General features: G+C 70.5%; 25 protein-coding genes and 4 pseudogenes. 16 read left to right on the plus strand and 13 right to left on the minus strand.

Annotation, left to right across the window (positions count from 1 at the left end):
- Positions 1-59 precede the first annotated feature (59 nt).
- A complete protein-coding gene (locus ABZ953_RS30285; protein WP_361730354.1) occupies positions 60-1,388 on the plus strand; it encodes a HAMP domain-containing sensor histidine kinase in 1,329 nt (442 codons plus the stop codon).
- Here the strand turns inward: ABZ953_RS30285 and ABZ953_RS30290 are convergent.
- The 4 genes and pseudogenes from ABZ953_RS30290 to ABZ953_RS30305 all read right to left on the minus strand — a co-directional run.
- Positions 1,354-2,250 carry a M48 family metalloprotease gene (locus ABZ953_RS30290; RefSeq protein ID WP_361730357.1) on the minus strand — a complete coding sequence of 299 codons (897 nt, stop codon included), beginning with the start codon at positions 2,248-2,250 and terminating at the stop codon, positions 1,354-1,356. The genes ABZ953_RS30285 and ABZ953_RS30290 overlap by 35 nt on opposite strands.
- Positions 2,247-2,630, minus strand: a complete 384-nt coding sequence (locus ABZ953_RS30295; RefSeq protein ID WP_361730360.1) for a BlaI/MecI/CopY family transcriptional regulator — start codon at positions 2,628-2,630, stop codon at positions 2,247-2,249. Before ABZ953_RS30295 ends, ABZ953_RS30290 begins: the two co-directional genes overlap by 4 nt.
- 4 nt (positions 2,631-2,634) lie before the next feature.
- Positions 2,635-2,799, minus strand: coding sequence for a hypothetical protein (locus ABZ953_RS30300; RefSeq protein WP_361730563.1), 165 nt, complete (start codon positions 2,797-2,799; stop codon positions 2,635-2,637).
- A gap of 118 nt (positions 2,800-2,917) precedes the next feature.
- Positions 2,918-3,589 (minus strand): annotated as a pseudogene (locus ABZ953_RS30305) (glycosyltransferase); the annotation flags it as partial.
- Between the two features lie 434 nt (positions 3,590-4,023).
- Here ABZ953_RS30305 and ABZ953_RS30310 point away from each other — a divergent pair.
- Positions 4,024-5,433 carry a hypothetical protein gene (locus ABZ953_RS30310; protein WP_361730549.1) on the plus strand — a complete coding sequence of 470 codons (1,410 nt, stop codon included), beginning with the start codon at positions 4,024-4,026 and terminating at the stop codon, positions 5,431-5,433.
- Between the two features lie 3 nt (positions 5,434-5,436).
- Here the strand turns inward: ABZ953_RS30310 and ABZ953_RS30315 are convergent, their stop codons facing one another.
- Complete coding sequence (locus tag ABZ953_RS30315) at positions 5,437-6,513, minus strand: sodium-dependent transporter (RefSeq protein WP_361730362.1); 1,077 nt, start codon at positions 6,511-6,513, stop codon at positions 5,437-5,439.
- 274 nt (positions 6,514-6,787) lie between these two features.
- Between ABZ953_RS30315 and ABZ953_RS30320 the strand changes: the two genes are divergently transcribed.
- Together ABZ953_RS30320 and ABZ953_RS30325 are read left to right on the plus strand one after the other, a co-directional pair.
- The gene (locus ABZ953_RS30320) at positions 6,788-7,651 is read left to right on the plus strand and encodes a hypothetical protein (RefSeq protein ID WP_361730365.1); all 864 of its coding nucleotides are present in this window, start codon (positions 6,788-6,790) and stop codon (positions 7,649-7,651) included.
- 216 nt (positions 7,652-7,867) lie between these two features.
- Complete coding sequence (locus tag ABZ953_RS30325) at positions 7,868-8,062, plus strand: hypothetical protein (RefSeq protein WP_361730367.1); 195 nt, start codon at positions 7,868-7,870, stop codon at positions 8,060-8,062.
- Here ABZ953_RS30325 and ABZ953_RS30330 read toward each other — a convergent pair.
- Genes ABZ953_RS30330 through ABZ953_RS30350 form a run of 5 tightly spaced genes read right to left on the minus strand, consistent with a single transcriptional unit; the run spans position 8,043 to position 12,142 of the window.
- Entirely contained in the window at positions 8,043-9,416 is a 1,374-nt protein-coding gene (locus tag ABZ953_RS30330) for a HAMP domain-containing sensor histidine kinase (RefSeq protein WP_361730370.1), read from the minus strand. The genes ABZ953_RS30325 and ABZ953_RS30330 overlap by 20 nt on opposite strands.
- Positions 9,413-10,084, minus strand: coding sequence for a response regulator transcription factor (locus tag ABZ953_RS30335; RefSeq protein WP_361730372.1), 672 nt, complete (start codon positions 10,082-10,084; stop codon positions 9,413-9,415). Before ABZ953_RS30335 ends, ABZ953_RS30330 begins: the two co-directional genes overlap by 4 nt.
- On the minus strand, positions 10,038-10,832 hold the full coding sequence (locus tag ABZ953_RS30340) for a phosphatase PAP2 family protein (protein ID WP_361730375.1): 795 nt from the start codon (positions 10,830-10,832) through the stop codon (positions 10,038-10,040). The genes ABZ953_RS30335 and ABZ953_RS30340 overlap by 47 nt, the downstream gene beginning before the upstream one ends.
- 21 nt (positions 10,833-10,853) lie before the next feature.
- Positions 10,854-11,468, minus strand: a complete 615-nt coding sequence (locus ABZ953_RS30345; protein ID WP_361730378.1) for a phosphatase PAP2 family protein — start codon at positions 11,466-11,468, stop codon at positions 10,854-10,856.
- A complete protein-coding gene (locus ABZ953_RS30350) occupies positions 11,465-12,142 on the minus strand; it encodes a DedA family protein (protein ID WP_361730381.1) in 678 nt (225 codons plus the stop codon). Before ABZ953_RS30350 ends, ABZ953_RS30345 begins: the two co-directional genes overlap by 4 nt.
- A gap of 130 nt (positions 12,143-12,272) precedes the next feature.
- Here ABZ953_RS30350 and ABZ953_RS30355 point away from each other — a divergent pair, with 130 nt between their 5' ends.
- Together ABZ953_RS30355 and ABZ953_RS30360 are read left to right on the plus strand one after the other, a co-directional pair.
- Positions 12,273-12,644 (plus strand): BlaI/MecI/CopY family transcriptional regulator, encoded by a 372-nt coding sequence (locus ABZ953_RS30355; RefSeq protein ID WP_361730384.1) that lies wholly within the window; start codon positions 12,273-12,275, stop codon positions 12,642-12,644.
- A complete protein-coding gene (locus ABZ953_RS30360; protein WP_361730387.1) occupies positions 12,641-13,582 on the plus strand; it encodes a M56 family metallopeptidase in 942 nt (313 codons plus the stop codon). Before ABZ953_RS30355 ends, ABZ953_RS30360 begins: the two co-directional genes overlap by 4 nt.
- Before the next feature lie 585 nt (positions 13,583-14,167).
- Here the strand turns inward: ABZ953_RS30360 and ABZ953_RS30365 are convergent.
- Positions 14,168-15,043: a LysR family transcriptional regulator gene (locus ABZ953_RS30365; protein ID WP_361730390.1), complete on the minus strand. Its 876-nt coding sequence runs from the start codon at positions 15,041-15,043 to the stop codon at positions 14,168-14,170.
- A gap of 94 nt (positions 15,044-15,137) precedes the next feature.
- Here ABZ953_RS30365 and ABZ953_RS30370 point away from each other — a divergent pair, with 94 nt between their 5' ends.
- The 5 genes from ABZ953_RS30370 (at position 15,138) to ABZ953_RS30390 (ending at position 17,640) form a co-directional block, all read left to right on the plus strand.
- Positions 15,138-15,455 carry a hypothetical protein gene (locus ABZ953_RS30370; RefSeq protein WP_328328241.1) on the plus strand — a complete coding sequence of 106 codons (318 nt, stop codon included), beginning with the start codon at positions 15,138-15,140 and terminating at the stop codon, positions 15,453-15,455.
- Entirely contained in the window at positions 15,452-16,216 is a 765-nt protein-coding gene (locus ABZ953_RS30375; protein ID WP_361730394.1) for an SDR family oxidoreductase, read from the plus strand. The genes ABZ953_RS30370 and ABZ953_RS30375 overlap by 4 nt, the downstream gene beginning before the upstream one ends.
- 150 nt (positions 16,217-16,366) lie before the next feature.
- Positions 16,367-16,513, plus strand: coding sequence for a hypothetical protein (locus ABZ953_RS30380; protein ID WP_361730397.1), 147 nt, complete (start codon positions 16,367-16,369; stop codon positions 16,511-16,513).
- Positions 16,507-16,983 (plus strand): amidohydrolase family protein, encoded by a 477-nt coding sequence (locus ABZ953_RS30385; protein WP_361730552.1) that lies wholly within the window; start codon positions 16,507-16,509, stop codon positions 16,981-16,983. Before ABZ953_RS30380 ends, ABZ953_RS30385 begins: the two co-directional genes overlap by 7 nt.
- A 213-nt stretch (positions 16,984-17,196) precedes the next feature.
- A complete protein-coding gene (locus ABZ953_RS30390) occupies positions 17,197-17,640 on the plus strand; it encodes a hypothetical protein (RefSeq protein ID WP_361730400.1) in 444 nt (147 codons plus the stop codon).
- 894 nt (positions 17,641-18,534) lie between these two features.
- On the opposite strand, the pseudogene ABZ953_RS30395 reads toward ABZ953_RS30390, so the two are convergent.
- Positions 18,535-19,193: pseudogene (locus tag ABZ953_RS30395) on the minus strand (transposase).
- Between the two features lie 172 nt (positions 19,194-19,365).
- Between ABZ953_RS30395 and ABZ953_RS30400 the strand changes: the two are divergent.
- The 5 genes and pseudogenes from ABZ953_RS30400 to ABZ953_RS30420 form a co-directional block, all read left to right on the plus strand.
- Complete coding sequence (locus ABZ953_RS30400; RefSeq protein WP_361730403.1) at positions 19,366-20,214, plus strand: oxidoreductase; 849 nt, start codon at positions 19,366-19,368, stop codon at positions 20,212-20,214.
- Positions 20,214-20,828 (plus strand): TetR/AcrR family transcriptional regulator, encoded by a 615-nt coding sequence (locus ABZ953_RS30405; protein ID WP_361730406.1) that lies wholly within the window; start codon positions 20,214-20,216, stop codon positions 20,826-20,828. The genes ABZ953_RS30400 and ABZ953_RS30405 overlap by 1 nt, the downstream gene beginning before the upstream one ends.
- Positions 20,829-21,124: 296 nt before the next feature.
- Positions 21,125-21,450: pseudogene (locus ABZ953_RS30410) on the plus strand (transposase domain-containing protein).
- Between the two features lie 26 nt (positions 21,451-21,476).
- Positions 21,477-21,752: a hypothetical protein gene (locus ABZ953_RS30415; protein WP_361730409.1), complete on the plus strand. Its 276-nt coding sequence runs from the start codon at positions 21,477-21,479 to the stop codon at positions 21,750-21,752.
- 151 nt (positions 21,753-21,903) lie between these two features.
- Positions 21,904-22,038, plus strand: a pseudogene (locus ABZ953_RS30420) (DDE endonuclease); the annotation flags it as partial.
- A 176-nt stretch (positions 22,039-22,214) separates the two neighbouring features.
- On the opposite strand, the gene ABZ953_RS30425 reads toward ABZ953_RS30420, so the two are convergent.
- Entirely contained in the window at positions 22,215-22,553 is a 339-nt protein-coding gene (locus tag ABZ953_RS30425; RefSeq protein WP_361730411.1) for a MerR family transcriptional regulator, read from the minus strand.
- Positions 22,554-22,576: the final 23 nt, after the last annotated feature.

The raw sequence follows: 22,576 nt of genomic DNA on the forward strand, positions 1-22,576 counted from the left end.
CGGCAAAAGCGCGTGCCCGTCCCGGGCTGCCCTGCTCAGCGGACCGCATCATGAAGGGCATGAGACAGCGCGTGCTGCGAGTGGCCCTCACCGCCGTCCTCGTCGCCCTCGTCCTGCTGGCGATCCCGCTCGCGCTCGCCATCAGGTCCTCCCTCTACGCGGATCAGCGCGACGCTCTGGAACGGTCGGCGCTCGCCGCCGCCGTCCGGGTCAATACCGGCTACGCGGGCGGCGACCCGGTGGAGCTGCCCGTGGCGCGGGCCGGGGAACGGCTCGGCCTGTACGACCCGGAGCGGCGGCTGCGTGCGGGCGCCGGACCACGGCAGGGCGACACCGCGGTACGCCGGGCACTCGGCGGCGTGGTGGCGCGGGCCGACGCCGACGGGGAACTCGTCGTCGCCGTCCCCGTCTCGCACGACGAGAAGGTCATCGGGGTGGTCCGCGCCTCCTCGGCGAGCAGTGCCGTACGTGACCGGGTGCTGGTCGGCTGGGCGGCTCTCGCCGGGGCCGTGGTCCTGGCCCTGACCCTCGCCGTCCTGGTGGCCAGGCGTCAGGCGCGCCTGCTCGCCGCCCCGTTGGAGGACCTCTCGCGGCACTGCCGTGCTGTCACCGCGGGCGACCTGAGCGCACGGGCGGCTCCCAGCGCGATCGCCGAGGTCGACCAGGTGGCCCGCACGCACAACGACATGCTGCACAGCCTGACCGAACTCCTGCGCAGGGAACGGGACTTCACGGCGAACGCCTCCCATCAGCTGCGCACTCCGCTCACCGGCCTCCAGCTCATCCTGGAGTCGGCGCTTGAACAGAGTGCGCCGCGGCAGCGTCGCGCGCTCGGGGACGCCCTGGCCGCGACGCAGCGGTTGCACCACACGGTGGATGAGGTGCTGCGGCTGGCCGCGTCGGGGCGTCGCACGGGCGCCGCCACGGCTCCCGACTGGCCGCTCTCCCGGCTCCTGCGGGAGACCGAGGAGCGCTGGCACGGGCTGTTCGCCGACGACGGCCGGCGTCTGGAATGCGACACGCGAGGAGTGCCGGACGATGTACGGATCCCGGGCGGCCCCGTCACCGAAATCCTGGCTGTTCTCCTGGACAACGCCCGGACCCACGGCCGCGGTACGGTCCGCGTCGCCGTGCGGGACCTCGACGACGCACTCGCTCTCGATGTGGCGGACGAGGGCGCAGCCACCCTCGATGACGTGTCGCCCGCACCCGCGGGTGCCGGGGGTCCGGGTATCGGTCTGGCACTCGCCCGGGAGCTGGCGCTCTCGCTGGGCGGCAGACTCGCTCTGGCCGGCACTGAGCCCACCACTTTCACCCTGCTCCTCCCGGCGGGCCGGCGTGCGGAGGGCTCATTCAGCAGGTCAGGGCGCGCGCCAGAAGCTCCATGAAGTCGCTGGTGGCGTCGGCGGCGCCCAGGGCGGCGAAGGCGCCGAGCGCGAGGACCGCCGCGCCGATGGCGCGGAGATCCGGCGGCGGTGATGTCCGCAGGGCGGCGATGCGCCGGGTCACGGTGTGGTCGGTGAAGGCCAGGCGGTCGGCGGGGCGCCTGTTGTGGGCCGTGAGGGCGGCTCGGGCGAGGGCGCGGGCGGTGGTGTCCCGGTCGCCGACGCTGTGTGCGGCGTGCTCGTCCGCCCAGCGTTCGATGAGGAAGGTGACTGTCGTATGCAGCGGTCTCAGCAGGGGGTTGGCCGCGGCGGCGAGGGCGGTGCCTGCCGACAGGAGTGCGTGGTGGTGGGTGAGGTGGGCGCGTTCGTGGGCCAGCAGGACGCGGCGCTCGGCGGGTTGCAGGGCGCTGAGCATCGCGGTGCTGGCGAGGATGCGGCCCGGAGTGCCGGGGATGGCGAAGGCTTCGGCAACGGGTGAGTCGATGACGATGAGTTCGCCGCCGGACGGATGGCCCTCGCACAGCCGGCGCAGGGTGCGCCGCAGCGTGAGCTGGGCGCGCAGAACCCGGTGGAGGCGGTACGCGGCGACGGCAAGAGCCAGGGCGGCGGCGTAAGCCACTGCCTCGGGGACCGGCTCGGCGAGGTGCCGCCCGTCCGCGCGGGCGTGTGCCTCGACGGGCGGGGCCTCGGTGATCAGGGTGGCCGACAGCAGCAGGAGCGCCCAGGTGGTGGATACCGCGGAGAGGACGGCGGCGAGGGTGAGGGCGCGGGTGGCGGTGGCGGGTGCCAGGTGTTTGCCGATGGCCGGGCTGACCGCGGCGAGCAGCGCGGACAGGACGAGGGGAACGTACACATTGATCCTCATGGGCGGCTCCCGTCGAGGAAATCGCGCAGGGCACGCTCTTCGTCCGGGCTGAGCCCGGTGACGAACTGCTGGAGCGCGGCGATGGGGTCCGGGCCGCGGTCCAGGGCCTGGTGCATGGCCTCGGCGGTGCTGTCGGCGGCGTTCTTCGCCGGGCGGTAGGCGCCACGGCGGCCGTGGGCGTCGCGGACGACCAGGCCCTTGTCGTACAGGCGCCGGAGAATGGTGTGCACCGTGTTGTAGGCGAGGCCGCCGTCGAGCTCGGCCTGGACCTCGCCCGGTGTCAGGGCCGCCTCGGTGGCCCACAGGGTGGCAAGGACCTCGCTCTCCAGCTCACCAGAGTTGCGCCGTTCGGGTCTGTCGCGGGGAACCATGCCTGCCATAACCTCACCTTACGGTGTGTAGGGTCCCCCGTCCGTGGTCGCTGCGGGAGTGCTCGCGGCCCGGCCGTGCTGCCAGTTCGGCGATGAGTTCTTCCCATTGGGCGCGGATACGGTCCGGCCGGTAGCGCAGGGCGGAGTTGGCCGCGTGCTCGCCCAGCTTCTTCCGCATCTCGGGGCGTTCGATCAGGGTGGTGATGGCCTTGGTGAGGGCTGTGGTGTCGCCTGGGTTGATGAGGAGCCCGTCGCCGCCCGTGATGATTTCGCGGGGCCCGTGTGGTGGCGAGTTCGGCCTCCAAGTGCGGCGTACTGCCCATGAGATACACGTGGTTGTACAGATGCAGCTCGTGGATGAGGGCACGCAGGCGGTCGCGCTCGGGGCCCGACCCGTAGATCCTCAACCGCCAGTCGGGATGGGCCTCGGCGATGGGTGCGAAGGCTGCGATGAGGGTGTCGAAGCCCTTGGCCTTCACCAGGCGTCCGGCGCTCAGGACGAGCGGCCGGTCGAGAGCTGAGCGCGCGGGTGAGCCGTCCGGGAGCGGGTTGGGGATGCGGACGACGCGGGGGCCGTCGCCGCCCAGTTGGGCGTCGTAGGCCCGCTGGTCCGCCTCCGTCAGGACGGTCAGGGCGTCGAGCCGCCGGTACCAGAATCCGATCTGCTGGGCCAGAGCCGGCTTGTGGTGGTCGTAGTGCAGGTGCTCCTGGCCGATGCCGATGACGGACGCCGGTGTGAAGCGGGCCGAGAGCAGATTGAGGGCGGGCCGGGTGGTGATGGGGACACCGCCGTCCAGGGAGCGCAGATAGCGGACGAGGCGCCGGTCCGTGAGTCTGCTGAAGCGGTGGTACTTCACCTCGGCGGCGGGCACCAGTTCGCTGGGGCGACCGGCCAGCCACCCTTCGACACGGCGGCGCGGCCAGTGCGCGGTGACGGTCGTGGCATCCACCAGAGCCCGCAGCCGCACCCGCCCGTGCAGGGCGAAGACGGGGGCCCTCGAATCGACTGCCGGACCGGTGGGTGGGCAGGCGCAATTCGCCGTCGGCGCCCCGGACTTCCAGCAGGAGGTCGGCGTGCTCTGTCTCGGCCCCGGCGAGCGTCAGCCGCAGAAGGATCTGCCCGTCTCGCGGCCAGACCTCCTCGACCTCCGCGTGACGAGGGCCGGACGCGTGGGGCACCGCATGCGGGCGCTCTTCATGCATCGCCGCCTCCGAATTCGTTCTCCCCAACAGACCCTACGACTTGTAGGGTGCTAGAAACCCTACAGCCTGTAGGGCGAGGGGGTGGGCAGGAGTGAGGACTGCAATCACCGGCGCGGTGTTCTCCCGTCCGGAACGGCACGCGGCAGCCGCATCGGACTCCGTGGACCGGGCGGGGCCCTTGAGTCAAGGGCTCATATGGGTGGTGGGCGCGTTCATCGCATGCCAACTGCTCCTCGTAGGAACCGGGTTGGGGCTCGGGTGGGATGAGACGGTCTACGTCAGCCAGGTCAGTCCGCAGGCGCCGGCCGCCTACTTCAGCGCGCCTCGCGCCCGCGGCGTCTCGCTGCTGGTGGCCCCGGTCGCCTCCTGGTCCACGTCCACGGCGCTGCTGCGGATGTACCTGGCGTTGCTGTCCGGGCTCGGCCTGTACCTCGCGCTGCGGGCCTGGCGCGGTGTTCTCCCGGCGCGGGTACTCATCTTGGCCGCCGCCCTGTTCGTCTCGCTGTGGGTGACGGTCTTCTACGGACCGCAGGCGATGCCCAACTACTGGGTCGCCATCGGCGCGTTGGCGACCGTGGGCTGTTTCCTGCGGGCACGGCACGACCTCCGTGAGCACCGGCGGACCGGGGCGGTGTGGGGCATGGCGGCGGGCGCGGCGCTGATGGCGCTGATGCGCCCGACGGATGCGGTCTGGGTGTGCCTGCCGTTGTGCGCCGCGTTGATCTGCGTGCCCCGCTGGCGTTCATGGCGCCTCCTCGCGGTGCTGGCCGCGGGGCTTGGGGCGGGGGCCGCGGAGTGGATCGTCGAGGCGTACCTCCACTACGGCGGCCTGACGGCCCGGCTGACCGCGGCGTCCCGGATCCAGGGCGGCCTCGGCCGGCACCTCGCGGTGGACGACCAACTGCGCAGTCTGGGCGGGCGCACGCTCTGCCGACCGTGCGCCGGGCCCATGCCCGATGTGGCCACGGTCGCCTGGTGGTTCGCGATTCCCTTGCTCGCGGCGCTCGCCGTGGCCGTCGCGGTCAGCAGGCGGCGGGCGGCGGCAACGGTCCTGCCGCTTGCTTGCGCCGGGTCGGCCGCGGTGCCCTACCTGTTCCTCATCGGCTACGCGGCGCCCCGTTTCCTGTTGCCCGCCTACGCGTTGCTCGCCGTGCCGGTCGGGGACGCACTCAGCCACCTGATCACCAAGGTGGGCGGCCGCCGACGGCCGGTCGTCGTGACACTGGTGGCTCTCGGTCTGGCCTGTCATCTGGCCGTGCAGTACGCGGTATTGGAGAACGTCGTGGACCGGGACGATGCCGCACACCGGGCCTACGCCGGAGCCGCAGCCGAACTGCACCATCTCGGCGTACGTCCGCCGTGCCTGCTCACCGGCCATGAGGCCATTCCGATCGCCTACTACGCGGGATGCGCCTCCGCCCACACACACGGGCACAACGCCAACACGACGCACACGGCCATCGTGCGCGCCGCGCGCCATGCCCCCGTCGCCGCGCTCGCCGCACGCGGGGACCACCCGCCTGCCTATGCCCGGCACTGGAGCATGTACAGGCTGGGGTCGCTGACGGCTTTCATCGCCGAGACATCGCTGCACGCTGGTCCTTCCTGAGCATCAGGTTGCGGCTGGGCAAGGGGGACGGCGACCGCGCGTACGCACGACCTGGTTCGCGGCGGTCTTCTGCAGCAGTCCATAGGCCAGGACCGGAAGCAGCAGATGCGGCTTGTCGGGCAGCGTGGTCGTCAGCAGGACCGCGCTCGCGCTGCTGTTGTTCATGCCGCAGGCCAGGGTCAGCGAGGACGCGGCGGGGGCGTCCAGTCGCAGCGTGCGCGCCGCGACGCGGCCCACGGCGAAGGACAGCGCGCACACCACGGCGGCCACCACCAGGGCCGCGAGGAGCAGCAGCGGGCGCGGGTGGGCGAAAAAGGAGGCCAGGGCACCGCTGGCGTTGGCGTAGGTCAGGATGAGGGAGCCGAGGAGGGCCGTCGGTACGACGCCGGTCAGGAGGTGGCGCAGCCACGGCGCGGGCAGGGCGAGGCGGCACAGAAGGCCCGCGCCGCACGGCAGCACCACCCCGATGAGGGCGAAGCCGCTGCTCAGGGAGTGCCCGGCCGTGGTGAGGCTGTGGGCGTAGCCGCCGCTGAGCAGCGGGGCGAGCACCTGGAGGGTGACCGGGACGGTGAGCGGGCTGAGGAGGGTGGAGGCAAGGACCAGGCCGACCATCGTCGGCTGGTCGCCCTGGCCCTTGCCGGTCCAGACGGTGGCACCGGCCGCGACCGGCATCGCCACGATCAGGATCATCGCGGTGACCAGACCGCTGCCGCCGTCGGTGTCGGGCGTACGCCGCAGCAGGAACGCGACGAACGGCACGATCAGCAGAGGAGCGGCCAGGTGCAGGGCGAGACCGGCGAGCAGCGCGCGGGGGCGGCGCAGCAGGCACCCGAGCGCCCGTACGGGGACCTGGAGCCCGGCCGCGTACAGCACGAGGCCGAGCAGTAACGGCGTGATGTGGAGCGGCAGTTGGCCGTGCGGGCCGAGCGGGTGGGGGTGGCGCAGCCACTGGCCCGGCAGCGGCAGGAGGGTGGCGAGAAGATAGGCGAGGACCACGGCCCGGCCGAGCCGTTGGCGCAACCATGCGGTGGCGCGGTCACCGAGGGGCGAAGGGGCGGGCGGGCTGGGCGGGGTGGTCATGGCGGTGCTCTTCCGTCGTCGGGTCAGCGGGCGGACGGAGCGTCGCTATGGCAGGAAGTGCGGGGCACGAAACGGCAGGAAGTGCGGGGCACGGGACGGCAGGAAGTGCGGGGCACGAAACGGCAGGAAGTGCGGGACACGAGACGGCAGGAAGTGCGGGGCACGGGACGTGAGTGCGCATGACAGTCATGTTCCACCGGCCGCTCGCGTCGGGCGCGAGATGCCGCACGGCAGTCAGGATGCGTTCAGGTTCCCGCTGGCACGGTCGCTCCCCATGACATACGAAACGTCCGAGACCGGCGAGGTCTCAGCCACCCCATCGGCCACCGCGCCCTCCGCGCCCTCCGCACCCCCTGCCCCCGGCCACCGGCCGCGCTGGAACAAGGTCCCCGAAGTCACCGCGTACTTCTGGGTGATCAAGGTCCTGTGCACCACGGTCGGGGAGACCGCGGCCGATCTGCTGAACGAGAACCTGGGCCTGGGGCTGACCAGGGTTTCCTTGCTGATGAGCGTGCTGCTGGTAGCCGCGCTCGTCCTCCAGTTCCGCACGACCGCCTACCGGCCCGGCGCGTACTGGCTGGCCGTGGCGCTGATCAGCGTCGTCGGCACCCTGATCAGCGACAACCTCACCGACAACATGGGCGTGCCGCTGACCACGAGCACCACGGTGTTCGCGCTCGGCCTCGTGGTCGTCTTCGCCGTCTGGTACGGACGTGAGCGCACCCTGTCCATCCACAGCATCGACACTGTTGGTCGCGAGGCGTACTACTGGCTGGCGGTGCTGTTCACGTTCGCCCTCGGCACGGCCGCCGGTGATCTGCTCGCCGAGCGCATGGACTTGGGCTACTGGCTGTCCGCGATCCTCTTCGCCGTGGCCATCGCGACCGTCGCGGTGGCCCACTTCGCTCTGGGCCTGAACGCCGTGTGGAGCTTCTGGATCGCCTACGTCCTGACCCGCCCGCTGGGCGCCTCGGCGGGCGACTACCTCTCCCAGCCGACCGGTGACGGCGGCCTCGGCCTCGGCACCGTGGTCACCAGCGTGCTGTTCCTCTCGGTGATCCTCGGCCTGGTGGTGTTCCTGACGGTGACACGCAGGGATGTCACCGAGGCGGAGCGGCGGACCGTGCGAGCGCATTGAGGATGGGGCGGCAGCCGTTCAGGAAGCGTTCAGGCCGTCGCTGACACTGTCATCCGCGCGGCCTGCCGCGGCGGACCGCGCTGCTCGTGCACCAGCACCGTGGGGTGCCCGGCATCGAGACCGGGCATCCCACGCTGTGTCCGAACAGGAGTCTCTGGCCTTGGACGAATCCACCACCCTCGGCGAGACCGCGGGTGACCTCTTTCCGGCACCACGATGTCCGACTCAGCTCCGGCCTCGGCTACGCGGGCCACCGCCGGAGACTTCCTCATCAAGTCGGTCGCCAAGGGCGGCCTCGACCTCGGCACGGCAGGCTCCTCGGCCGTACTCCTCGCGATCCTCCTCGGCCTCATGGGCTGGGCCCGGCTGCGCGAAGGGCGCACCGCCGAGGTCAGCCGGGTGGCAACGTGACGACGAACCGGGCGCCGGGCGCGTACCCGGCGTCGTACGTCACCTCCCCTCCGGCGGAGCGGGCCAGGCGCCGTGCGAGCGGCAGGCCCAGGCCCGCTCCGCCATGGCCGTCGGCCGGGTCGGCGCGGCGGCCGGGCGTGAAGAGCTGTCCGGTGAACTGTGCGGGTACGCCCGGCCCGTCATCGGTGACCTCGATACGCACGTGGCCCGGTTCCCGGGCGGTGCGGACGACGACGTGGGCGCGGGCGTAGCGCAGGGCGTTGGCGAGCAGCGGGCTGACGACGCGTTCGAGCAGTGCCGGGGTGACACCGACCCGCTGGTGGGGCCCTTCTCCCACGACCGAGATCGTCAAATGATCAGGTGTGCAGGTGTGGTGGGTGAGTCGGCGCAGTGCGGCCAGGGTGTCGGACATGCCGGTGGTGGGGGAGGCGGCGTTGCCGCGGGCCTCGTCGAGGAGGGTGTCGCAGATGGTGTGCATGGACTGTGCGGCGTCGTGGATCGCCTCGTGCCCGGCGTGGAGCTGATCCGGGGTGCGGGGGCGGGCGCGCAGCCAGTCCAGTTCGGCGACGATCCGGCTCAGCGGGGTGCGCAGCTCGTGCGAGAGTTCGCCGGTCAGCTGCTGCTCATGGCGCAGCAGTGCGCGGATGCGGTCCAGGAGGAAGTCCAATGAGCCGCCGAGACGGGCGAGTTCGGCAGCCCGGCCGGTGTCCGTGAAGCGTTCGTCGGAGGTCACCGCGCTCCACTGGGCGGCCTGTTCGGTCATGGTGTGCACGGGACGCAGGGCCCGCTCGATGGCCAGCCGCGTAAGGGCGTACGTGCAGCCGAGCATGACCACGTCGAGGGCGAGCGAGCCGAGCAGCAGGGTGTCGGCCGAACTCCGGTAGGGCGAGAGGTCCAGGGCCGTGACGACGGTGGTCGGGCGGTCGGCGTGGGCCACGGGCTCGGCGCAGAGCCGGACGGTGCCGTGGCCTTCGACGGTGGCACAGCGCCGTCCGCCGCCTGTGGCGAGTCGGGCGGCGATGTGGGTGACCTCGGGGGTGGTGGACGGGGGTTGTTCGAGCGGCCGGGTGCCGTCGTAGATCCATACGTTGGCGTCCAGGAGCTGGTCGCCCGGTGTCTCCAGGACGCGTACGGGCGAGCGGCTGGTGTCGATGGTGGTGGTGACGGCGGCGGCGCGGGTGCGCAGCTCGTCGTCGGCCTGGCGCTGCAGGTGCTGGCGGACGACGGCGTTGAAGACGACGGTGAGCAGCACCATGACGAGCGCGGCCGTGGTCAGGGCGACCAGGGAGAGCCGCCCGCGCAGCGTGCGCGGCACGAGTCGTGAACCGATACTCGGGACGGAACGGATGCTCATGACAGGCGGTGGCCGATCCCGCGGGCCGTGCCGATCGTCAGGGCGCTGCCCGCGGCGCGCAGCTTGCGGCGCAGCCGGGTCAGGTACTGGTCGAGGGTGTTGTCGCTGACGTGGGCTCCCTCGGGCCAGCCCGCACGGACCAGCTCCCGTCGGGGCACCAGGTCGCCGGACGCGGCCAGGAGCGCGGCCAGGAGGCGGAACTCGGTGGGCGTCAGGTCGACGGGGAGACCGTGCACGGTGCAGCGGTGCCGAACCGGATCCAGGACGAGATCCCCGGTCGCGGGCCTGGGATCCGTACCGTCCGGTCTGGCGCGGCGGATCGCGGCGCGCAGGCGAGCGGCGAGTTCGACGAGATGGAAGGGCTTGGGCAGATAGTCGTCGCCGCCCGCGGCGAACCCGGCGAGCCGGTCGGTGAGGCGGTGATGGGCCGTCAGGAAGACGACGGGGGAGCGGAATCCGTTCGCACGCATCGCCTGGCACACATCTCGCCCATCCGCGTCGGGCAGCCCGACATCCAGCACGGCCGCCGCGAGCCCGTCGGCGGACAGCCGCAGGGCGGTGGCACCGTCGGGAGCGGACACGGTGTCGAAGTCCTCCTCCCGCAGCCCGCGCACCATGACGTCACGCAGGGCGTGATCGTCCTCCACGATCAGGATCTTGTGGCGCATGGTCCTCCAACGAGCCTGTAGTGGTGCGGGTGGTGCCCTCGACGAAACGATCGGGCAGCCACCAGACCGCCGCGCACAGGCACAGGCCGAGCCAGCCCGCGCTGAACAGCCAGCCTCCGACGACATCGGTGAGCCAGTGCACGCCCAGATAGATGCGGGTCAGGCCGACCAGCACGCCCCAGCAGCCGACTGCCACGGCAAGGGGTGTCCGGCCGCGCGGGGCACGCACCACAAGGGCGATGGCCAGCAGCCCGGCGGCTAGAGCCGCCGTCGTGGTGTGGCCCGAGGGGAAAGAGAAGCTGGACGCGTGAGTTCGCCAGTCCATGTGCGGCGGGCGCCGCCGGTCGACCAGCGCCATCACGCCGTACCGCATGGCCTGCCCCGAAGCGAGGCAGCCGACGGCGAGGGCGGCACCGACCAGCCGGCGCCGGACGGTGCGGCCCACGACGATCCCGGCCAACGCGGCGAGCGCGTACGGAATGACGCCCGTCCCGGTCGCGGTGAGCCCGCGCGCCAGAGCGATGGCGGAAGCGGGCCGGTGGCCGACTGACCAGGAGAGCGCCTGGCCGTCCCAGGTGAGCGGGGCGCCGTCATGGCCGATCACCACCATGGTCAGGACGCCGAACGCCACCCAGGCACCGAGGCCCGCACTCCACGCCAGGTCGGCGACGTAGCGCCGGAGCGCACGATTCTCCGCCACATCGCTGGTCCCGTCTCCCACCGTGTTCCCCTCCACGTCCCCAGCCATGGGTCACGCCCCAACCATGGGTCACGCCACCAACAGCACGCGCAGCCGCGTCGCGGTCAGCCGCCGGGCCAGAGCCGTGGGCCACCGGCGCACCACGCACATCAGCAGCGCGCCGACGACGGCACCCACCAGGAGCCCCGCCGCCGCGTCGTGCGGATAGTGCGCACCGACCCAGACCCGGGACGCGGCCATCGCACACGCCGCAACGACCGCGACCACCCCGAGCCGCCGCGAGACGAACAGCAGCGCCACGGCTGCGGCGGCCGCGATCGCCGCGTGATTGCTGGGAAAGGACCAGTCGCCCGGAGCCGGGCACGACTCCAAGGTGGCGACGTGCAGCCGCCGGCACGGCCGGTCCTCCCGCACCAGCACCTTCACCACGTCGTTCAGCGCGTACGCCGCGACCACCACCACCGGCACCGAGAGCGCCGCGACCGCAGCCGTGGGACTCGCCCGCCGCGCCCGCCACCAAGCCGCGACCATCAGCACGGCGAACACCGCGAGCCCGTACGTCGACCAGGTGGATACCGCGCCGTCCAGCCACCCGGGAGCCTGGTCGGCCAGGCGCGTCACCTCACGATAGGCGGATCCGTCGACCGTCGATCCGTCGAAGGCGAGTGCCGTACGCGGGATCATCCGCGCGCCTCCTTCGCCTTGGCACTGCGGCGCGAGCGCAGCAGTTCGGTGGCGAGCGGGAGCAGCGACACCATGACGATCACGGCGACGAGGGGCAGCAGGTACCGGTCCACGTTCGGGATCGAGGAGCCGAGCCCGTACCCGGCGAGGGTGAGCCCCAGGCTCCACACCAGACCGCCCACCACCTGCCACAACGTGAACGTCCGCGCGGGCACGCGCAGCGCCCCGGCCAGCGGATTGAGCACAGTGCGCACCACCGGTACGAACCGTGCCAGGACGATCGCCTTGGCATGTCCGTACCGCTCCAGAAGCTCCTCGGCGCGCTGTGCTCCCTCGTGCAGCCGCGCCGACCTGCCGCGGGCGAGCAGCGCGCCGCCTGCCCGGCGCCCCAGCAGATACCCGCACTGCGCCCCCGCGAGCGCGCCGACGGCCGCGGCGACGAGCAGCGGCGCCAGGGAGAGCTGAACGCCGCGCCCCGACCCGCCGCCCGTGCACAGCAGTCCCGCCGTGAACAGCAGCGAGTCGCCGGGCAGGAAGAACCCGATCAGCAGCCCCGTCTCGGCGAACATCACCACACCGACACCCAGCACCCCGAACGCGGCCAGGAGCGAATGGGCGTCCAACACGTTCACGGCGAGCTGCGACGATGGAGAGAATGCAAGCAGTGCGGTCATCGGCGAGAGCCCTTCGCCTCGGCGACGCAGCCGATGCCCCGGCAGGGCTTCCGGCTCACGACAGCTGGTGACTACAATTCTGTAGACGGTCTACTGCACTGTAGACGATGGCGGGGTGAGGATCGTTCCCATGACCGAAGCGATGGACGAACGCAGACCGGCCGGCGAGCTGGAAGCCGCCGTGATGGCCGCCCTGTGGGCCGCGGACGCGCCGCGCACGCCGAGCCAGGTCCAGGGCGACCTCGCCTCCGACCTCGCCCGCACCACCGTGACCACGATCCTGTCCCGCCTCTACGAGAAGGGCATCGTCGACCGCACCCGCCAAGGGCGCGGCTACGCCTACTTCCCCGTGCAGGACGCCGCGGGGCTGACCGCCCGCCGGATGCACACCGAACTCGACCGCGACACCGACCGCGAAACCGTACTGGCCCGCTTCGTCGCCCAGCTCGACCCCGACGACGAAGAGGTGCTGCGCCGGCTCCTGGAAGCCGACGACACGTGACGGCGCTGCTCCTGGCCCTAATCCTCGTACCGCTGCTGCTCCCGTTCGCGGCGCCGCCGCTGGCCCGGCGCGTCCTCGACCGCCTGCCGCCGACGCACGCCCTCTCGATTCTCACCGCCACCGCGCTGGCCCTCGCCGCGTCCTGCGCCGCCGCCCTCGGCACCCTCGTCCTGACCGGACTGCTCAAGCTCCCGCCCCTCGCGGCGCTCGGTGAGCTCATCCACCCGCTGCGCACGCCATCGGACCTGCTGATGCTGCCCGCCGCCACGCTGGCCAGCGGCGCGCTCGCACTCACTGTCTGCACGCTCGGCCGTTCCGCGCTACGTCAGATCGGAGCTTTCCGCACTGCCCGGACCCAGGCGGGCCGCCGTCCCGCCGCCGGTGATCTGTGTGTCATCGAATCCCCCCACGCCGACGCGTATGCCCTGCCCGGCCGCCCGCACCGCATCGTCGTCACCACCGCCATGCTGCGCACCCTCAACGCGGCCGAGCGCGAAGCCCTGTTCGCGCACGAACGCGCCCACAACCGCGCGGGCCATCACTACTTCCTCGCCGCGGCCGAACTCTGCGCCCACTGCCACCCCGCCCTGCGCACGCTGCGCACCGACATCCGCTTCGCCGCCGAGCGCGTCGCCGACGAAGCCGCCGCAAGTGCGGTCGGCGACCGCCGCCTCACCGCCCGTGCCATCGCCCGCGCCGCGCTGGCCGGCCACGCCGCGCCCTCCACACGCCCGGACTTCGCCCCCGCGGCGACCACCGGCCCGGTACCTCGCCGGGTCACCGCACTGCTCAGCCCCGCCCACGGCCGCCCACGCGCCGCGCCCTGGATCGCCCTGGCCCTGGCCGCCGGCATGGCACTGTCGGCCGGGACCACCACGGCCGCCGTGCTCGGCGTTCACCACCAAGTCGAAGTCGCCCAGGGCGAGGAACATGACTGACCAGGGTCACCAGCCGCATCAGCCCCGGCCATCGGCCCCGGCTGCGCGAAGACCTCCAACAGCCGAGCTGGCGCGGCGGCCCACACAGGTCTTGCCGCGGTCCGCTGGTTCTATTCCTCGGTGATGGACCGGGGTGGGGGCTGTAGTCCTCGGGGGCGCGGGGCGCGGGGCGCGGGGCGTGGGGCGTGGGGCGCGGGGCGCGGCGGGGCCGGCTGCGGCGTAGAACTGGAAGATGGCAGAGCGCAGTTCAGGGTGGTCTGTGAGGTCGACGGCGTCGACGTCCAGGGCGTTGCCGATGAGGCAGGCCGAACAGTCGATGGGCCAGGTCGGCTTGTGTGACGGCGGTGAGCCGGGCCGGACTGAAGTCGGAGACGGAGACGTGGTGGACCGGGCCGGCTTCACGGTGTGCCTTCTCTGCGGCCAGGGCTTCGATGAGCTGGGCGGGCCAGGGCGTCTGGGCGCGGGGAGGTTCGGGTTGGCCGGAGCGATGGGCACCCCACACGGCCCGATTGTCGACCGCGCGGGCCTTGGCGGAGCGGTCGGCGCGCTGTTGGAGGTCGGGGACGGCGGCGCTCCGACACCGGTTCACACGTCGGCTGCCGCAGCCGGCGCGTCACTCGCCTCGAGAGCCGCCCGGATGAAGGCGGCCACGAGGGGCCGCCGGTCGGTCTGCGACCAGGCGATGACGAGCTGGCTGCTCGGCGCGTCGACCACCGGGATGTACACCAGGGCCGGGTGCGCGGGCTGGGCGAGCGAGCACGGAAGTACAGCGATGGTGCGCCCCAGCTGGATCAGCTGGACCATCTGCGTGACATCGGTGATCTCCGGCCCGTCGGCTCCCTCAGGGGCACCCGTCCAGTCGACCCCCTTCCAGCGTGGCAGTGTCTCGTGCTCCAGGTCCGCCATGGTCAGCTCCGGGCGCGACGCGAGGCGGTGGTCCCGCGGGAGGATCGCCACGCGTCCCTCCACGGAGAGCGTCTCGTGATCCAGCCCGGACAGATCGTCGAACGGCGCGTACAGCAGCGCCATGTCGGCACGCCCGTCGCGTACGTAGTCAGCGCGATCGGTGGCGCCACCGAAGACGATGTCCACCTGGCGCGCTTCAGGCCGGCGGGAGTAGGCGGCCAGAATGCTCGACAGAAGACCGGCTTCCCAGCCGGGCTTGATCACCAGGCGGAGAGGGGCGTGCCGATCGCCGGCCCGGCGCGTTTTCTCTGCCGCGGCGCTGACCGCGTTCAGGGCGTGCCGACCGTGATGCAGCAGTGCCTTGCCGGCCGGTGTCAGCGTGACGTGACGACTGGAACGCTCCAGCAACTGGACCCCCAGCCCTGACTCGAGCCGCCGGATCGCCTTCGACAGCGTCGGCTGGGCGATCGCCAGGCGCGACGCGGCCCGGCCGAAGTGCAGTTCCTCGGCCACAGTCACGAAGTACTCCAACTCCCGCGTTTCCAGATCAGCCACGTTCGCAGGCTATCACTTTATCCATTCCTTTCAGCTATGGAACGAGAGCCGGGATGCCTTGGACGCGACAGGGAAATGCCTGTTCAATGGGGCGATGATTCAGCACACAATGATCGTTTCGTTCGACAATTCAATTCCTGAAAGCGATCTGGACGCCTACCTCAAGGACGTCGAGAACCTCATGCTGGGGTCCGGCCACGTCCAGGCGTTCTCGGCCGGGCGCCACATCCGCGTCCCCGGCGACGACCACGCCCCGGTGTTCATCTCCACCGCCGTCGTGCAGCTCGGCCTCGCCGACATCGACGCCCTCAACGCGACCTTCGCCATGCCCGAGGCTGTCGGGCTCATCCGCCGCTGGCAGGCCCGCTACCCGTACAAGGCGGTATGGGTCAACCACGAGCCGCTGGCATGAGCAGCCGCACGGGCAAGGCCGGCCCGGTCACCGGCGCAGGCAGCGGGATCGGGCGCGCCGGCGCGCCCGAGTTCGCCCGGCGCGGGGCCGCCGTCGGCGTCCTCGACCTCGACGCGCGCAGCGCCGAGGAAACCGCGACACTGATCGCCAAGGAGGGCGGCACCGCCGAGCCGATCGGCCTCGACATCAGTGACGAGCGGTCCGCGCAGCGGGCAGTCGCACACCTTGAGGAGATGTTCGGCGGGCTCGACTTCGCGTTCAACAACGCCGGTATCCCTTCCACGAATCGGGAACTCACACTCACCGAGATACCGGCCGAGGACTGGGACCATGTCCTGCGGGTCAACCTGACCGGCACGTTCCTGTGCATGAAGTACGAGCTGCCCGCGCTCCAGCGGCGCGGCGGCGGCGCGATCGTCAACACCGCCTCCAACGGCGGCCTGTCCGCGATTGCGCACGCTCCGGCCTACGTCGCGAGCAAGCACGGCGTCGTCGGTCTGTCCAAGGCCGCCGCCATCGACTACGCGCCGGACGGTATCCGCGTCAACGCCCTGTGCCCGGGGCTGACCCGGACCGCCACGTTCGACGCCGTCGCCGATATGGCAGGCCCCGGCATGGCGGCCCAGCAGGCCGCCGCCACGCCGCTGGGGCGGCTGGCCGCCCCGGAGGAAGCAGCGGCCGCAGCCGTGTGGCTGTGTTCCCCCGAGGCGTCTTACATCACCGGCATCGCCCTGTCGGTCGACGGCGGCCGACGCGCCTGACAACTGCCGTCAGAGGAGGGTTTGGCAACCGCCAGCTGCCAACCCTCCCCTGGCCGAGATCGTGCGCCGGCACCCCACTCGGTTCGCCGGCCTCGGCACCGTCCCCCCCCGCAGGCCCCTGAACAGGCCGCCGAGGAGATCGAGCGGATCATGGGGCCGCTCGGCCTCAACGGCATCATGATCAACTCACACACCGAGGGGCGATACCTCGACGACGACCGGTTCGCTCCGCTAATGGCGGCCGCAGAAGCGCACCGGGCCCCATCTACCTCCACCCGCGCGTGCCCAGCATGCTGAACCAGTACTCCGAGTACGGCCTCTCCGGCGCCATCTGGGGTTACGCCGCCGAAGCCGGGCTGCACGCAATGCGCCTCATCCTCAGCGGCACGCTGGACCGCTACCCCCACCTGACCTTCGTTCTGGGCCACCTCGGCGAAGGCATCCCGTACTACCTCGCGCGCATACACAACCGGCACGCGTACGCCTCGAAGATCGCAGGCGCCGCCACTGCGATGCGCACGCTGGAGCACACTCCCAGCGAGTACTTCCAGCGCAACTTCGTCATCACCACCAGCGGTGTCGACGACCCCAACGCCCTGGAATTCGCTCTGGGCGCCGGGGGCGAGGGCAACGTCATGTTCGCCGTCGACAGCCCCTACGAGGACACCGTGGCTGCCGTCGAGTTCCTCAAGACGGCACCCGTCACCGACACCCAGCGCGCCAACATCAGCCACCGCACCGCCGAACGCGTCTTCGGACTGCACTGAACGCCTTGGCATCGAAGACGGGCGGTCTGAATCCGGTCCGGCCTTGCCGCAGACGGCGGCCGATCTGAGGCGGAGCTCACCTGAGGCCAGGAGGTTCCACCGGGGGGGCGAAGGATAGAGGACGGAGAGCGAGTTGTCTTAGCATCGACTGCCCCAGTGATCACGGCCCGGGGTAGCGTCGTTGGGGAAGTGACGCGAGTGAGGGGAGGCCACGTGGCGTTGGTCCATCGCGAGGAGTTCCCGGTCCTGGTTGAACGGTACTTGCTCTGGTTGCAGGATGCCGAAGAGGACATCATCGACGACTGGCCTGAGGGTGAGCGAGGGTTGGTTGTGGGAGAGCACGGGCGGGTGGACATCAGGTCGGGCGGTCACACCCATACGGCCGCGTTCACGGTCGAAGTCCGGGACTCACCGCCCGAGCTGGATCGGAGTGTGCCGTGGGAGGCGACGGGGGAAGCGGAGCTGGACTCTGCCTCGGGGCATCTGCGGTTCCACACGGCCGGCGGTCCGGACGAGTTCGGGATCGATCTTGGCGTCGCGGGCCGGCGGTGGCGGCTGCGGGCTCATGTAGTGGGGCAGGAAGCAGTCACTTCCCTCGCCCAACAGGGCGTGCCGGAAGGGGTGGAGCGGTTCCTGCTGCAGTTCTGGCCGGTGTGATGCTCCTGTGGGCGGACGCCGTCCGCCCACAGGAGCATCAGGTCGGGACACCTTGATGATGAATCCGTCGTCGGGCCCATCGATAATGCGGTTCTCGGCGTAGAAGCCGCTCATGATATTTCCGCCCCGTTGTCTTTCTGGGGGATGGGGCGAGGGGGGCGCTGCCTGCCGGGCCGGGCCGCTGGACATAGGCAGCGGCGCGGTCGCGGACGGAGTCTTCGACTTCAGTGCCCACAGGCCGGCGGGCCCAAGGGTCTCCAGGGCGGCATGAGGCTGCGTCAGTGCCGCCGTGCTCGCCGAAGTGGCACGTGACGCGGTGGCGTGCTCCGTAAGGCCCTCGATCGTCGGCGGAGGGGCACCGGCCGGGCCGATGGTGGTGACGACCTTCATCTCCGGGGCAGGCTCCTCGAGTGCCGGGAGGAGGCCGGAAGCGTTCGAAGTCGAACACCACGTGATCATTTAGTCGAAAGCGATGTCAACGTCCTTCCAGGGCGGTGCATTGCAATCGGGGTACTGGAGGTCACCCAGGGTGGACGACAACGTTGAAGCCGACGCGATGCCAGTGGCAAGCCGACTACGCAGGTTGAACTCACCAACCCAGATACCGGTAAGCCCGCCAAAATATGGCGTGGTGGTATCCGAGTACGTGACGTCTGGCGGAAGGCGGAGGTGACTCTTACTGAGCTTGAACTCGTGGAGTCATCGGGGTGATGGAGCCGGTTATGGCGAGGCGTCCGTCGATCAGATCGCTGCGGTACTTGATCGTGCGCAGATCGTGCGCAGATCGTGCGCAGACCGTGCCTGACGGTCTGGACCAGGTGGTCGGAGCTAAGGGCTGTCCCGTAAGTGATCTTCCAAGGCGTTCGGGGCACAGCTCACCAACTCTGGGGCTCTCTATCCGGTGAGGGTGAGGTTGTGAAGGCGGGCGATGCCGAGCATGGCGTGATGGACGCCGCCGCCTTCGAGGCGGCAGTCGCGAAGGTTCTTCCAGCTCTTCATGCGTGCGAAGACGTGCTCAACGCGAGCCCTGATCCGCTTGTGTGCTCGATTGTGTTGCTCCTTCCAGGAGGGCAGTTCCTCGCCCGGGCGGCGGCGGTGTGAGATGACCAGGCCGGTGCCCTGATGGCCGCCGTCGGCAATCGTCATTGTGTTCCCGACGACGGCTTTGGTACCGGACTCCTCCCGGCCTCGGGAGTCATGCCGGTTACCCGACACGGGCCGACCGACGACTAAGACCCGGCGGGTGTCGGCGTCGATCACGACTTGACGGGCCGTGGAGTATCGATAGTTCTTCGACTGCTCGGCCACCGAGTGGTCGCGGGTGGCACGAGGGTGCCGTCGCGGCGCCAGCTGGCGCATGGTCAAGTTTGTGCGCCAGTACGCCGTGACCAGCAGGACGCGATCCTCCAGCGGCAGACTCCAGGGTCGGCCGCGCGGTCGATCTGCGGCTTGGTCACGTCGCACTGCGGCTGCCAACTTGCCGAAGCAGCGCGGGCTCAGCCCGTATAGGGCCCAATCCAGAACGGCACCGATGCCGTGAACACTCCACCCACGCCGTGATCGTTTCAGCCGAGGCGAGCGGGTCGGTGGGGGCCGGATCGACCTCGGCCGAGCATGGTGACGTCGGGGCGGCAGAATCAACGTCACGTAGATTAAATTCGACGCAGTGTAGACTTTCCGGGTGAGGGACAGCCCAGCTCCTCGTGAGACCTCTCTGGAGGAACAGTGCAGCAGCAGAAGTGGCTCATCACCGGCGTCAGCACGGGCCTCGGCCGCGCCTTCGCCCAGGCCGCCCTGGCCGCCGGGCACACCGTCGTCGGGACGGTCCGCTCCGAGGAGGACCTGCGGGCCTTCGAAGGGCTGAAATCCGGGTACGCTCACGGCCGCATCCTGGATGTGACTGACGGTGAGGCCGTCTCGAGTGTGGTCGCGGAGGTGGAGCAGAGCGTCGGTCCTTTGGATGTCGTCGTCGCCAACGCCGGCTACGGCCTGGAGGGCACCTTCGAGGAAACCCCGCTGGCCGAAGTGCGGCGGCAGTTCGAGGTCAACGTATTCGGGGCAGTGGCCACCCTGCAGGCAGCACTGCCCCATATGCGCCAGCGCCGCCGCGGACACCTGATGGCCGTCACCTCCATGGGCGGGCTCATGGCCGTGCCCGGCATGTCCGCCTACTGCGGCAGCAAGTTCGCCCTGGAAGGCATCCTGGAAGCACTGGGCAAGGAGGTCGCACAGTTCGGGATCCACGTAACAGCGATCGAGCCCGGCTCCTTCCGCACCGACTGGGCCGGACGGTCCATGACGCGCGCCGTGCAGTCCATCGACGACTACGACGAACTGTTCACCCCCATCCGGGAAGCGCGGCAGAAGGCCAGCGGGAACCAGCTGGGCAACCCGGCCAAGGCCGGGGACGCCGTCGTGCACATCGCGTCGGTCGACCAGCCCCCGGCCCACCTCGTCCTCGGCTCGGACGCGCTGCGACTGGTCACCGCCGCGCGCACGGCCGTGGACGAGGACATCCGCGCATGGGAGCCCCTCTCCCGTACGACCGACTTCGCTGGGGGCGCTCAGCTCTGATGCCCAGCCACCACCCCGCGCGGAGCCGGCGCACCACCGAACGCAAGGGCGATGTCCGCGAGCGGGCCATTCTGGACGCCTGCGAAGCTCTGCTGGCGCAGAAGGGCTACGACGCCATGACCGTCGGTGACATCGCCCAGGGCGCCGGTATCACACGCGGCGCCCTGTACTTCTACTTCGGCTCCAAGCAAGAAGTGGTCACGGCGCTCGTGGCCCGGACCGTCGAGCACCTGTGGGAGCGGTCCCGGGCCACCGCACAGGCCGACGAGCCGCGCCGGGCCATCGCAGCAGCCATGCAGCGCACGGCTGAGCTGTGGAACGAGCACGGCTTGGTCATGCGCACGGCTATCGACCTGTCGTTGACCGTGCCGGAGATCGGCGAGCTGTGGAGCCACACGGCAGACTTGTTCATCACCGCCATCACCGCCGTCATGGAACGAGCCGGCATCCAGGCCGGCACCGGACCAGAGCAAGCGTCGGCGATGGCACGCGCCCTGTGCTGGATGATCGAGCGGACCTTCTACCACGCCTCGCAGGAATCCCACGAGGAGTTGCAAAAGGCATCGTCGACCTGTGAACACATCTGGCTGATCAGCGCCGGCCTGATCACCTGAAGCATCTGGCGTGGACGGTGCGACGCGAAACCAAACCCCGTGACTCCGAGGCGCACCGTCCAGGCACTTCGCCAGCGGGAATCCCGCGAGACGCACCGTCCTCTCCCAGCCCGATCAACGGGAGTTGGCGTCCACAACTCCCCTGTATGAGCCTTCCGGATCAGGTTGCGAGACCTGGAAGGTCACTTACGGGACAGCCCTTAGGCAATGCTGCTGACTTTGGGTCGGCTGTCTCGTTGAACTTGTGTGGCTGGTATGCGGGTTGGTGACGGGTTGTGGACCGGACCAGGCTGGGCGTGCTGACGAAGGTCTCTCCACCGGAGTTGATCGACGAGGTCATTACTGAGACGAGGCGGCGCGAGGTCCGGCGGCGGCTTCCGGCTCGGGTGGTGGTCTACTTCGTACTGGCGAGTGTCTGTTCCGGCAGGTCAGCTATGAGGAGGTCGCACGGCCGCTGTCTGAAGGGTTGCCGCGGGGACGGTGGGAAGTTCCCCGCACGGCGGCGATCAGCCGGGCCCGCGCCCGTCTGGTCCCGTGCCCCTCAAGTCGTTGTTTAACCGGGTGTGCAATCCGGTTGCCGAATCGGACACGGGTGGAGCGTGGTAGCGCCGGTGGCGTCTGATCGCCATTGACGGAACCGCGCTTGAGGTGCCGGATACCGCGGCGAACGCCGAGTTCTTCGGTAGCTCGGTCTCCGACCGCGAATCCGCGGCGTTCCCACAGGTGCGCACCGTCGTCATGGCGGAATGCGGGACACATGCGGTGTTCGGCTTGGCGATGGGGCCGTTTCCGGTGAGCGAGGTCGCGCTGGTGGGACAGCTATGGGAACGGCTGGAGCCGGGCATGCTGGTGCTGGCCGGCCGGAACCTTCCCGCCTTCCCGCGCTGGCGTGCGGCTATCGCCAATGGTGCGGATCTGCTGTGACGGGTGAAGAGCGACGCGGTGCTGCCGATGTGCAGGCAGTTGGGCGACGGCCCCTGTCTGTCCCAGATTTCGCGTCCGCCGACTACTACCAGTGTGCGCATCCCCAGGACGTACGGGGCCTCGAGCACACCCCGGTCAGCAGCATTGCTCCTACGCACCCGACCTCAACCCGGTCGAAGGCATCTGGTTCATCCTGCGCCGCACCACCCTGGCCAACCGTGCTTTTGCCGAACCTGTCGACCTCATCGCCGCCATCCGGCGGGGCTTGCGACAGCTTCAATACCGTCTTAACGCTTGGGTTGGCCAAACAGCGGGTGACTGCCTTGTGGTGTCCACAGGCTCTGGGGCTGCGTCTGTGTGGTCGGCCTTTTTGGTGAAAATTTCTGGCAACGAAGGTACTGCGGTGATCGTGTCGTCCGCTGGGAACCGGCCGATCCCCTCGGCGAGGCGCCCCAAGTCCGCTCAGGCCGCGGCTGTCGGCTTCGAAGGTCGGGCAGCGGCATGGTGTTCGGCGTTGATGCGCTGGGCCTCTTCGAGCTGGTCTTCGAGGATGACGATGCGGCAGGCCGCCTCGATGGGGGTGCCCTGGTCGACGAGTTCGCGAGCGCGGGCCGCGATGCGCAGCTGGTAGCGGGAGTAACGGCGGTGGCCGCCGGCGGAGCGCAGCGGAGTGATCAGACGGTGCTCGCCGATCGCGCGGAGGAAGTTCTGTGTGGTGCCGAGCATGTCGGCGGCCCGCCCCATGGTGTAGGCGGGGTAGTCATCGTCATCAAGTCGGCCGTAGGAGTCGTCTGCGGTCATCGCACCTCTTTCGTGGAACGCGT

It is taken from the genome of Streptomyces sp. NPDC046465 (assembly GCF_040646035.1).
Lineage (GTDB): Bacteria > Actinomycetota > Actinomycetes > Streptomycetales > Streptomycetaceae > Streptomyces.